General features: G+C 57.7%; 11 protein-coding genes and 1 pseudogene. 7 read left to right on the top strand and 5 right to left on the bottom strand.

The window, feature by feature from the left end:
* Positions 1–371: 371 nt before the first annotated feature.
* From KJQ96_RS42025 to KJQ96_RS15075, 3 genes are all read right to left on the bottom strand, one after another.
* The gene (locus tag KJQ96_RS42025; protein ID WP_375293172.1) at positions 372–755 is read right to left on the bottom strand and encodes an alpha/beta fold hydrolase; all 384 of its coding nucleotides are present in this window, start codon (positions 753–755) and stop codon (positions 372–374) included.
* Positions 644–973 carry a hypothetical protein gene (locus KJQ96_RS15080; RefSeq protein WP_213287358.1) on the bottom strand — a complete coding sequence of 110 codons (330 nt, stop codon included), beginning with the start codon at positions 971–973 and terminating at the stop codon, positions 644–646. Before KJQ96_RS15080 ends, KJQ96_RS42025 begins: the two co-directional genes overlap by 112 nt.
* A 158-nt stretch (positions 974–1,131) precedes the next feature.
* Positions 1,132–1,785 (bottom strand): hypothetical protein, encoded by a 654-nt coding sequence (locus KJQ96_RS15075; RefSeq protein WP_249734095.1) that lies wholly within the window; start codon positions 1,783–1,785, stop codon positions 1,132–1,134.
* A 438-nt stretch (positions 1,786–2,223) separates the two neighbouring features.
* Here KJQ96_RS15075 and KJQ96_RS15070 point away from each other — a divergent pair, with 438 nt between their 5' ends.
* Entirely contained in the window at positions 2,224–3,765 is a 1,542-nt protein-coding gene (locus KJQ96_RS15070) for a winged helix-turn-helix domain-containing tetratricopeptide repeat protein (protein ID WP_213287357.1), read from the top strand.
* 202 nt (positions 3,766–3,967) lie between these two features.
* On the top strand, positions 3,968–5,284 hold the full coding sequence (locus KJQ96_RS15065; protein WP_213287356.1) for a serine hydrolase: 1,317 nt from the start codon (positions 3,968–3,970) through the stop codon (positions 5,282–5,284).
* A gap of 298 nt (positions 5,285–5,582) precedes the next feature.
* Here the strand turns inward: KJQ96_RS15065 and KJQ96_RS15060 are convergent, their stop codons facing one another.
* Positions 5,583–6,221: a YdeI family protein gene (locus KJQ96_RS15060; protein WP_249734076.1), complete on the bottom strand. Its 639-nt coding sequence runs from the start codon at positions 6,219–6,221 to the stop codon at positions 5,583–5,585.
* A 365-nt stretch (positions 6,222–6,586) separates the two neighbouring features.
* Between KJQ96_RS15060 and KJQ96_RS42020 the strand changes: the two are divergent.
* The 3 genes and pseudogenes from KJQ96_RS42020 to KJQ96_RS15050 all read left to right on the top strand — a co-directional run.
* Positions 6,587–6,904, top strand: a pseudogene (locus KJQ96_RS42020) (hypothetical protein); the annotation flags it as partial.
* A 16-nt stretch (positions 6,905–6,920) separates the two neighbouring features.
* Positions 6,921–7,523 (top strand): alpha/beta fold hydrolase, encoded by a 603-nt coding sequence (locus tag KJQ96_RS15055; RefSeq protein ID WP_213287355.1) that lies wholly within the window; start codon positions 6,921–6,923, stop codon positions 7,521–7,523.
* Between the two features lie 220 nt (positions 7,524–7,743).
* Positions 7,744–8,589 carry a methyltransferase domain-containing protein gene (locus KJQ96_RS15050; protein WP_309142416.1) on the top strand — a complete coding sequence of 282 codons (846 nt, stop codon included), beginning with the start codon at positions 7,744–7,746 and terminating at the stop codon, positions 8,587–8,589.
* Between the two features lie 99 nt (positions 8,590–8,688).
* Here KJQ96_RS15050 and KJQ96_RS15045 read toward each other — a convergent pair whose 3' ends face one another.
* On the bottom strand, positions 8,689–9,324 hold the full coding sequence (locus KJQ96_RS15045) for a tyrosine-type recombinase/integrase (protein ID WP_213287353.1): 636 nt from the start codon (positions 9,322–9,324) through the stop codon (positions 8,689–8,691).
* Positions 9,325–9,552: 228 nt separating this feature from the next.
* Between KJQ96_RS15045 and KJQ96_RS15040 the strand changes: the two genes are divergently transcribed.
* Both KJQ96_RS15040 and KJQ96_RS15035 read left to right on the top strand, forming a co-directional pair.
* Complete coding sequence (locus tag KJQ96_RS15040) at positions 9,553–10,017, top strand: hypothetical protein (RefSeq protein ID WP_213287352.1); 465 nt, start codon at positions 9,553–9,555, stop codon at positions 10,015–10,017.
* A 321-nt stretch (positions 10,018–10,338) separates the two neighbouring features.
* The gene (locus KJQ96_RS15035) at positions 10,339–10,821 is read left to right on the top strand and encodes a lipocalin-like domain-containing protein (RefSeq protein ID WP_309142415.1); all 483 of its coding nucleotides are present in this window, start codon (positions 10,339–10,341) and stop codon (positions 10,819–10,821) included.
* Positions 10,822–10,981: the final 160 nt, after the last annotated feature.

Genomic DNA, 10,981 nt, shown 5'->3' with positions numbered 1-10,981 from the left:
AATGCTGCAAAACGTCAGAAAGTTCTTGCCAGGGCGCCGTCCACACGTGACCCAAACCGGACTTGCGGCGTTAATGTTTGCTCATAAACGTAAGGACAGCCTGATCGTACGCGTCAGGAGCTTCTGCAGGCACGGTGTGCGAACTTCCGGCAATGATGATCCTCTCGCGGTTTGGTAGGCAGGTCTCTAGCTGGTCGACAATTCGATAGAAGAATTTGGGACTTCGCTCGCCATTGGACAGAAGCGCTGGCGCACTGATCGACTTGGCCATTTCGCATGTGAACACTGGCCTCGGGCGTTTCGTTGTGGCGTCGGCTTGAAAGGACGCCACGTTGTCGAAGTTCATTTTCTGGTCGGCATTGGAACGACGTTCATATGCGCCCGGTCCGCCGACAGCATTCACGAACAGCGGTATGCCGGTTTTCACGTCGCCTGCCTTGACTGCCTCCCTCGCCGGCGCCTGGGCATTGCCCCACTCTTTCAACATGTCGGCGACGCCGGGAACGCCGGCCAGGATGCCCGTCGCGGGCGGTTCGTTGAGCGTCAGGCTGACCACCATTTCCGGACGCACGGCGGCAAAGAACAAAGAACAGCGCCGCATGCGCGCCAGACGAATGCGCAACGATCCGGACCTTCGACAAGCCTAGAGCCCGCACAAACGCGGCAAGATCCTCGCCGTGGGCATCCGCAGCGCCATCCGGCATGCCCTCAGGACTTGCCTCATTTGGGAAGTGGTTGCGGCGGCTGTAGGCAATGGCGCGATAGCGATCGGCGAACCTTGGAAGATGCTGCAGCCCATTCGGTAATCTTGAAGGCCGCCGTGAACAAATATGACCGGTTCGCCCTGACCGACTTCCACGTAGGAAAGCTCAGTCCCGTTTGCAGAGACGCGCTTGACATCGTCTGAGCGGGCAATGGCAACCCCGATCAAAATACAGGACGCTGCGGCGAAACCAACGACGAGGCGAAACATTGCGATCTCCCTTCTGGCGTACGTAATGTGGCTTTTGGTCCTCACCCATGAGCTTGGAAATCGTCGCCCAGGCCGCTTTGCTCTCAGTCGGGATAGTTTTCTGTACCTCGTACCTACCCGCCTTAAACAAGGAGTGTATCACAATACGGTGTCGCAAGTCAGGGATGGACGAGTGCTGCCTCCGCAGGTACGTCTTTATAGGGCCTCAGGAATACAAAACGGGACGCCACGGAAATCTCTGCGTCAGCTCGGCCATCTTGGCCGATGAGGATTAGTCCCGCTCCGCCATTGGCTACAGTTAATATGACCGGCTCGCCTTCCCATGTATTGATCGGCTCCATTCCGATAATGAGAAATTCACCGATCGGCTGATCTAGGTATTGAAGCCTCAGGTGCGGAGCGATCTCCGCTGCCGCAAGACCAAAACCTAGCTGTTGAGCGCGGGCATAAATTTGCCCCAGCGACGCAGTCTCGGTTTGAAAGCCCAGTTCCGCCGCCGATACCGTAAAGAGCTCCAGGTCTGCTTTCGTGGCGCTGAGGGTAAACGCCGGTCGAGCAAGAATTTCCCCAGCCGAGCCTCCGACACCACAACCTACTGCATACAACGCGTTACGAAGAGCAAACGAATCTGAAAACCTCCCTACTGTAATCTTCTTCCATACCGGAATATCGACGGCAGACCTGACTAGAACCTGCGGCATAATAGGTGAGGCAGTCTTCTTGAGTCTCAGTTGGTTTTGCAAACCATCCCTCGCCGTGCATTGAGCTCTGGCCTCGCTCGGGAATCCGAGGCTGCACGTGCAGAGCAGCATAAGGATAATGGCGCCGTGCCATCTTATCGAATGATGCGGTGTTGTGACATCTCGCCTCGACCGATTCGAAGTGACGTAGTCGATCTCACCGCGGGTGATACCAACATCCGTTAGCTCCCTTTCGCTCAGGTGGCACAATTGGGTTCGCAGCCTCTCGCGCTTGCGCAACCCCTGAAGTGCATTCCAGAACGCGTCCCAATATCTTTCGAGGGGGCTGTAGACTTGCCGCTTTGCGGTTGCTTGCCTAGCTCGGCGGACCCGTGGATCGTGCTCATTCGATGTGTCCAGGCTTGGATCGTTTCACCAAGCGAGGATGCTGCGACAGGCGTTGGCGCGCTTAACAGGTGGCTTACATTTTCCTTACCGGCAGCTTATTCTTTGGGCCAGCGGCGCTGGAGGGCCTCCCGAGGGCCCGAGGCTACCTGGGAGAATGGCAGCTTGCGTTATCTCTTTGAGGATTACGCATTGGATACTGACCGGCGCGAATTGCACCGCGCAACGGACGTGATCGTTGTCACACCCCAGACGTTCGATCTGCTTGATTACCTGATCCGAAACAGGGAGCGCGTTGTCAGCAAGGACGATCTCATCAGCGCCATCTGGAACGGACGCATCGTCTCTGATGCGGCGCTGACCACCCGCCTGAATGCCGCCAGGATCGCGATCGGCGATTCCGGCGAGAAACAGCGCCTGATCAAAACACTGCCGCGGAAGGGCTTCCGTTTCGTCGGACAAGTGCGGGAGGCGCGAGAAGTTGCGGGTCCAAATCCCAGCGATGCGCCCGAGAGCGCGCTTGCGGTTCCCGACAAACCCTCCATCGCCGTGCTGCCGTTCGAGAACATGAGCGGCGATCCCGAGCAGGAGTATTTTGCCGATGGGATGGTAGAGGAGATCATCACGGCGCTCTCGCGGTTCAAATGGTTGTTCGTGATCGCTCGCAATTCGAGCTTCACCTTTAAAGGCCGAGCCGTAGATATCAAGGAAGTCGGACGCAGGCTTGGCGTGCGCTATGTCCTTGAGGGGGCTGTGCGCAAGGCATCTGGGAAAATTCGCATCACAGGGCAGTTGATTGATGCGGTAACGGGCGCGCACATTTGGGCAGACAGGTTCGAGCGTGACCTCACAGACGTTTTCGCTCTCCAGGATGAAGTCACGGTCGCAGTTGTCTCGGCCATTCGGCCAAGGTTGTTTGAATCAGAACTTGCAATGGCGACGCGACGGCGATCCGAGAACCTTACCGCGTATGACCTCCTTCTACGCGCCGCGCAGCAGTTCTATCTGTTGACACGTGAAGGGTTGGCCGAGGCACTTCGACTGCTCCATCGCGCCTTGGAGCTTGACCCCGGGTTCGCCGAGGCCGCTTCCTTGGCGGGTGCCTGTCATATGCGAAACGTCCTTTTTGGCTACTCGCTTGATCCTCAATTCGAGCGCAACGAGGCAATTCGGCTTTCTCGCTTGGCCCTGAGTGCCGGCCATGGTGATGCAGAGACGTTAGCAACGGCTGCCGTAGTCTCGGCGTACATGGTCGGCGACGGTGAAAGTGCGATTGCAATGGCTGACCGGGCGGTCGCGCTCAATCCGAATTCATTTGGTGCATGGTTCAACAGAGGGTGGGTCTACAGAATTGCGGGGTTGTGGGAGGAAGCGGTTCGAAGCTTTGAACGCGCCAAGCGCCTGAGCCCGGTAGACCCGATGCTATACTTTGGGATGGGGACGGCCCTTATTGAGCTTCGACGGTTTGACGAGGCCATGATCGCAGGGAAGAAAGCCCTTCGTCACAACCCCTCCTTTTCGGCAGCTTACCGCCTTCTCGCGTCCGCCTTCGCCCATCTCGGACGTGACACGGAGGCGGGTGAGGCGGCGGCGCGGGCGCTTGAGGGCGATCCCGCCTTTACAATATCTGCGTTCATCGCTCGGGGCGGACAATCAAACTCGAAGCTTATGATTGAGGGTCTGCGGAAAGCGGGGTTGCCCGAATGAGCCGGCGCGCACCCGTGCCGACGCGGTGATCGAACAGGTCCTGCTTGCTGCGCTGCATGAGGTCCGAATCTGGCCCTAAGCCGCCCATCTGCGAAGCGGCGGCTAGGTCAGCTCCTTGAGGGGAAGCGGACGAAATTTCGCGCGATTAGATACTTCCGAGTCTGACCCCAAGCCGACATTGGCTAACGCATGAGGGTCAATTATGATCTTCCCCAGCCTCATTTGCTTTGGTGCTCACTCAATGACTGGACGAAGCTTCAAACAGCTACTTTGCGTCGCCAGTGCGGTGGCATTTCCCCTCCTTTTGGATGTGCTCACGCTGAATTCGCATCGCGCCTTCGCCCAAGCAGAACCGGCACCACAAGCTGCCAGTCCCCGCTTTCGTGCGGATGGACCGACTGCAGACGAATTTGGCCAGAAGGACGGATATCCGAATTGCAAGGGTATCGACTATGTTGACCAAAAGCGCTGCCGGGTAGGCGCGCTAAGCCGCTATGACACGCTGTTTCCTGCACGCACTATCAGTGCTCCGAAACAGTCAATCCCGCTGGCTCGCGCAGCGCACGAACCCGTCATTCAATATGCCTTCGCCGGACTCAAGCTGACGCTCGACGACTACCTCAATCGCCAACCGGTCACCGGCCTATTGATCGCGAAAGACAATACGATCCTAGTCGAGCGTTACCAGTACGGACGCACCGATAGGGATCGCCTAGCGTCCTTCTCGATGGCGAAGACCGTGCTTTCGCTGCTAATCGGGATCGCCGTTAAGGAGGGCGCTATCCGGTCCGTCGATGATCTCGCGGGAAGCTATGTCCCTGACCTGAAGGACACCGAATACGGCCGGACACCGATCAAGGCTTTGCTGCTGATGTCTTCAGGTGTCGCATTCTCGGAGGATTACGGCAGCAGATCCAGCGATATTAACAAGCTGGCCCGTCTCACGATCGAGCCGGGCTCTCCCGGCAGCCTCTCCGCGTTGAAGCAGTTCAATACCCGTCTCTCCCCGCCCGGCGTGCGTTTTTCTTATTCGTCCGCTGAATCGCTGGTACTGGGCCTAGTGCTCGCGGCTGCCACCGAGCGAACCGTGTCCGACTATGCCGCCGAAAAGCTCTGGCAGCCAATGGGGGCGGAAGCTGATGCGACGTGGATCGTCGATGCGACCGGGCAGGAAATCACGTTTGCCTATGTCAACGCGGTGCTGCGCGATTGGGCGCGGCTCGGCCTGATGCTGGCCAATCACGGCAATTGGAATGGAAAGCATATCGTGCCTGCAGACTGGCTCACGGCATCGGCTGCTGATGCGCTTCCCACAGACTCACCCCTGGCGAAGTACGGTTATCAAGTCTGGTATTCCGCAGACACCAGGCGTTTCTCGCTCCAGGGCCTCCGCGGACAATTTATCTTTGTCGATCCGGACCTAAACCTTGTTCTCGTGCAGACCGCGCTCGGCGGTGAGCAGACCGCGACCGCTGAGCTGTTTGCTCTTTGGAATGCGCTGCGAGCGCAGGTTCGGTAGGCCGCGGGTGGCAAGACAGCGTTTCGGTTTGTGGGCCCTTAGCGAACTTCAGGAACTGCACCGCGACAGGTCGGCTTGTGGCCCCTTTGAGACCTGCCGACCGGCTCTGAAGATGTCCGTTCACCGGGTTAGACCGGAAGTCACCGTAGGCGAGTTAAATCGGCGCAAATGACCCATTGCGGACCAGGGTGATGCCGGATCAAGATGGTGGAGCGACGGCCGGTTTTGCTTCACAAGCGGCACAGTGCAGCCGATCATCTGCCCGCTATGGCTTACTGACTCCGAGAGGCTGCATGGGTCAGTGAAACTTCTCGCCACGATCCAGTTTCGCAACAATTTGCTCGATCCGTCTAGCGCGCGTCTCGGGCTTCTTCGCTGTATGAAGGCGATAGTAGATTGCATAGAGATTTCTGCGATCGAGCGTCGCGAAGAACGCTTTCGCCGCGCGCATGTCCTCCAAGGCGTCGAGAAAGTCTTGCGGGATAGTCATGTCCGCTGAGCCCGCGTATGCGGTGTCCCATCGTCCATCCGACTTGGCCGCTTCGACCTGAGCCAATCCAGCGGGAAGCATCCGCCCTTCAGCGATCAGGGTTGTTGCATGACGGCAGTTCTTGGCCGACCAATTGGAATTCACCTTCCGCGGGGTAAGTCGTTGCAAGTACGACATGTCGTCGAAAGGTTTCATCTGGCCGTCGATCCAACCGACGCGGATGGACTCGATAACGCAATCGTTCCACGTCACCGACGGCACGCCCGTGTCTGATTTGAAGATCCGCACCCAGAGTTCGGTCGCAGTGCCATGGTGCTTCTCAAGCCAGTCACCAAGCCTGGATGCGTTCTTAAATGCCAACGGGGCTTGCTGCTTTTTGCGAACCATAGACAACTCTACCACGTTGGCAGCAAAGCCTCCATCTGCGGACAACAAGCCCAGTGGCAAGCACTCTTGGCTGAGGTCTGTTGTAGGCCCTTAGCCGAAGACGGCTCAGATCTTCACCACGTCGTTCGTCAGCAGTAGAGCGGACATCGGTCCGCGTACATCCTCGCGGCCCCTTTTGAACCCATTTGAGACATTGGTCGAGCCGAGAGATCATTCCTCAGGCCGGTGAAATCGGCTAGATTTGGCCCTAGCTCCGGAAGCGGACGTGCCAAAGTCATTGCATGGGACAGCGGCTAGCTAGCGTACCGTCGGCGGACATCGCACTTCAATTGATCGACGTCTCTTCTTGCCGGCCGTGACTCACCCAGCGCAGGGTCGTGTGCGCGCCAGCACCCCGACACGTCTCACAACACCAGGAGAGTCATATGCAATCGAGAACGCTCGTCCTGAAAGACATCGTCCTCATATCGGTAGCAGCCATGTTCTTCGTCGCGAGTCCGTCATTCGCGCAGCAGAAGGGCGCTTCCTCTTCTGAGATGCAAACAAGAGGGGGGCAAATTAATGACCTTACACTGCATTACATTGAACTCGGGCAAGGAACTCCAGTGGTGTTGGTGCACGGCACACTGGAGGATTACCGCACATGGGATGGACAGCTTCAGGCATTGTCGAAGGGATATCGACTAATCTCGTACAGTCGTCGGTATCACTATCCAAATCAATGGCCCAAAGATTCGACAGATTTTTCTGTCACCATACATGCGAGAGACCTGGCTGCATTCATCAAGGCACTTAATCTACCCCCCGGTTCATCTCATTGGTCATTCGTATGGGGCGTTTATTGCGTTCCTGGTCGCACGAGATCACCCGGAAGTCATTCGCAGTCTGACGCTGGGCGAACCGCCCATAATGCCGTTACTAAAAACTACACCTGAAGGAGAGGCTCTTCTTACCGCCGCTATCACGAGATCAATCGCTACGAGCGAAGCATTCAAGCAGGGCAATGACGAAGAAGGAGTGCGCAGATTTGTGAACGGCGTGTTGGGCCAGGGTTCGTACGAGAAACTCCCACCTCCCGTTCTGAAGCGCCTCATGGACAATGCCCAGGAACTAAAGGGCGAGGCCTCATCACGAGACCTCTTCCCGCCCACCACATGCGAGGATGTGCAGAAGGTGAAATCGCCAACATTGCTTCTCGACGGGGAGCGCAGTCCTAAGATGTTCCGTCTCATCAACGACAGACTGGAGCATTGCTTACCGAGCGTAGAACGTGCAACGATTCCGGCGGCATCTCATCAGATGGAGGTTGATAACCCCCAAGCCTTCAATGAGAAGGTGCTTGCATTCATTGCAAAGCATTGAACTGCATGCGGTGCATGAGTCTGCTGTTGGCTCTCAGCCGAACTGCCTTTGAGCGGCCGCAAAGGCCGCTCGCAGAGGAAAACCGGACATGACGAGATGAGCGGCCGGACCGCCGCTTGTGACCCGTTGCGGACATTTCAGCCTTGCGTTCGATCTGAGATATCGTGCAGCCTATGAGGATAACTCCATAGGCCTTTTTTAGAACCAGGACATTCGCCAAATGCCATCGCCTACGCCAAACCCTCGTGGAGCAGAGTTTTGGAACAGCACCATGGGTCGCTCATGGGTTTCGCAGCAAGCCGTGATCAGTGACGTCTTCACGTCGGTCACGAGCGTCAGCTTAGATGCCGCGGCAGCAAAGCCGGGCGAGCATGTGATCGATATCGGATGCGGAACCGGCGACACACTGTTGGCCTTTGCTAAGGTTGTTGGACCATCAGGCGCTGTGTTGGGCGTCGACGTCTCGGTCCCGATGCTTGACTTCGCCAAGCATCGTGCCACCGAGGCGACACTTAGCAACGCAGCCTTTGCACTGGCCGACGCGACGAGCTACGCCTTTGAACCGCGCTGGGCGGATCTAGTTTATTCGCGATTCGGCGTGATGTTCTTCGATGACCCTATCAGGGCGTTCACGAATATCCGCAGCGGCATGAAGGCAGGCGGGCGGCTGGTGTTCGTCTGTTTTCGGACCATGCCGGAGAGTCCATGGTTTCGCGTGCCGATCGAGGCTGCACGGCCGCATGTGCCGCCTCAGCCGCCGGTGGATCCATTGGCACCGGGGATGTTTTCGCTCGCGCGCGAGGAGCGCCTACGTGGCATCCTGACTGAGGCCGGGTTTCGCGAGGTGGCGCTCAAGGCGACCAACGTGCCGATTCACGGCAAGGACACCACGCAAAGCATGGCGTTCATCACGCAGGCTGGCCCGTTGCCTGCGCTCCTCGAAAATGCCTCGGGCGAGCAACGGATACGCGCCACAGAAGCGGTTCGCAACGCGCTCGCCGCAAATATCGGAGCAGACGGGCGCGGCCTGCATGTGGGTCTGTGGCTTGTGTCGGCATTAGCCTAGCGAAGCCAATCCGCCTCAAAAGCAGCTTTGCCAAGTCTGCTCGTGGCACAAAGCGGCGGTTAAGGGCCGGGCAGAGCACGTCCGCTCTGCCCGGGTACTTCAGACATCAACTTGTTCCGCTATTCCGAGGGCGTCATCCACCTCAATGCCGAGATAGCGGACCGTGCTTTCGATCTTGGTATGCCCGAGCAAGAGTTGGACGGCCCTGAGATTGCCCGTCCGCCGATAGATCAGGGTAGCCTTTGTGCGTCGCAACGAATGCGTCCCAAACAGTCTCGGGTCCAGCCCGACGCTTCCAATCCAATCGGAGACGAGCCGCGCATATTGGCGCGTTGTCATGTTGCGGTCTGGACCACGAGGGCCCGTGAACAAGAAGTCCCCGGGTTTTTTGTTGGCGGCCTTTAGATAGTCATCGACCGCCTGGCGGGTCTGCTCACTCAATTCAAATCTGACAGCTCGCCCGGTTTTCTTTTGTCGGACCGTTGCGCGATCCGCCGTGTACCCGCCACCAGCGACATCCTCGACGCGGATGGCGACGACATCACAGCCGCGAAGCTTACTGTCTATCGCCAGATTGAACATGGCGAGGTCGCGAGTGCGGCCTTCGATCTGGAGTTTCGTGCGGATTGACCAGACGTGTTTGGGTCGCAGCGGTGGCTTTGCCCCTGTCAGCTTTCCCTTGTTCCAGGGCAGCCGTTTATCAGGCGTCAGGGCAGCTTTTACTTGATTCTGCATGGTCGTACTCCTCGGTTACAGAGGAGGAGAGCATGTGTCACTGGTTAGGCATCCTTGACCCGGCCATCTGCTCCTTTTGCGTAAGTCGTGTATCTTTAGCCGCCGAGAAGCTCGTTCACCATCTTTGAAGGGTTCGTGGCCGTGGTCCGTAGCAAGAATGCGTCACCAACTTGGGGCGACGTTAAGGCCGCGCTCCTAGATTTCGATCGCGCGGGCCTTCGGGGACTAGTGCAAGACCTCTATACTGCGAGCAAAGACAACCAGGCATTCTTGCACGCCCGCTTGGGCTTGGGCCATGATCAGCTCCAGCCCTTCAAGGCGAGTATTTCGAGATGGATATCCCCGGACCTAATGAAAGGCCAGTCGGTATCGGTTTCGAAAGCCAAGAAGGCGATTGCGGATTACAAGAAAGCCATTGGGCATTCGGATGGAATAGCGGAACTGTCGATATTTTATTGCGAGGAGGCATTCGGCTTTCTTGAATCCTACAGCATGGAAGATGAAGGCTATTTTGCCGCTTTGATCCGCATGTACGAACGGTCTCTCGAAATCGTATCAAGCCTAGCTCCTGACGAGCGTATGATCTACCTCGAGCGTCTCGACAAGCTTAGATCACGCGGGAGGAACGTCGGCTGGGCGATCGAAGAAGCATTCAATAGCCTTTGGTACGCCGCTGCTCTGGACGAGCACTAGGGTGAATGACGCCTCATCCTGTCGCACGAGGTAATTGATTAGGAGCTGGGTCACCGGTAGTGGAGCTTGCGCAGCAGGCAGGTCGCCACCGGATTAGGTGTGAGAATCAGGTCAGTTTTTGGGTCGAAGCGGACTTCGCATCGGGCTTGGCGGAAGGACCTATAGCGATCCGTCTCGGACATTGCGACGGAGGCTCCGCCGTGCCGAACTTCTTCCCTGATCGGAGCGCGTCCGATTCAGCAGATCGCGAAATTTACCTGAGTCGGCGAGAGACGTAGCCGCTCGTGCGCCCGCAGCAAGCCGCGTGCATGGGAGGAAACGATGTTCAGACTTTTGGGATTCATGTTCGTGCTGTGCCTCGTCGGTCAGCCGAGCTTCGGTGACGACAGCAACAAGGTACTCGGCACCTGGAAGCTAGTTTCCTACGAAACCGAAGTTCAGGCGACCGGCGAGAAAGGGCCGGCGATGGGACAAAACCCGACTGGCTATGTTGTCTTCAACGCCGAAGGGCGCGTGTTCCTCGTCCTGACCGGAGAGGCGCGCGAGCCTGCGAAGTCCAGCCAGGAACGTGCCGAACTGTTTACCACTCTCGTCGCCTATACCGGCACTTATCGCGTTGAAGGGGACAAGTGGACTACCAAGGTCGAGGTGGCGCGGATTCCCGAGTGGGTCGGCACCGAACAAGTCCGATCTCTCACTGTGGACGGTGAGCGACTGCAAGTGTTGTCGCCATGGCGTGTGAACCCGAATTGGGCGGACAAGGGGATGACGCGCAGCATCGTCACCTTCGTACGGTCTAAATAGACGTGCGGCGGCATGTCCGGATGTGACACGTTTGAGACCTGCCAACCGGCTCGGAAATTGTCCGCTTGTCAGCGTAGATCGGAGGTCTTCAGTGCGCGGTCAAAGCGACGCGAATGATGTGGTGGACGACGCCCCCTCCCGGCATCGAATGTGCCAAAGG

The sequence above is a fragment of the Bradyrhizobium sp. sGM-13 genome (assembly GCF_018398875.1).
Classification (GTDB): Bacteria; Pseudomonadota; Alphaproteobacteria; order Rhizobiales; family Xanthobacteraceae; genus Bradyrhizobium.
Note: the sequence above shows the minus strand (reverse complement) of the source record. Positions and strands in the feature narration are given on the sequence as shown.

Bases quoted from the DNA above. Each gene is read 5' to 3' on its own strand.
- KJQ96_RS15080 (WP_213287358.1), bottom strand. From the start codon at position 973: ATGTTTCGCCTCGTCGTTGGTTTCGCCGCAGCGTCCTGTATTTTGATC.
- KJQ96_RS15075 (WP_249734095.1), bottom strand. From the start codon at position 1,785: ATGCTGCTCTGCACGTGCAGCCTCGGATTCCCGAGCGAGGCCAGAGCT.
- KJQ96_RS15065 (WP_213287356.1), top strand. From the start codon at position 3,968: ATGATCTTCCCCAGCCTCATTTGCTTTGGTGCTCACTCAATGACTGGA.
- KJQ96_RS15055 (WP_213287355.1), top strand. From the start codon at position 6,921: ATGCGAGAGACCTGGCTGCATTCATCAAGGCACTTAATCTACCCCCCG.
- KJQ96_RS15050 (WP_309142416.1), top strand. From the start codon at position 7,744: ATGCCATCGCCTACGCCAAACCCTCGTGGAGCAGAGTTTTGGAACAGC.
- KJQ96_RS15045 (WP_213287353.1), bottom strand. From the start codon at position 9,324: ATGCAGAATCAAGTAAAAGCTGCCCTGACGCCTGATAAACGGCTGCCC.
- KJQ96_RS15035 (WP_309142415.1), top strand. From the start codon at position 10,339: ATGTTCAGACTTTTGGGATTCATGTTCGTGCTGTGCCTCGTCGGTCAG.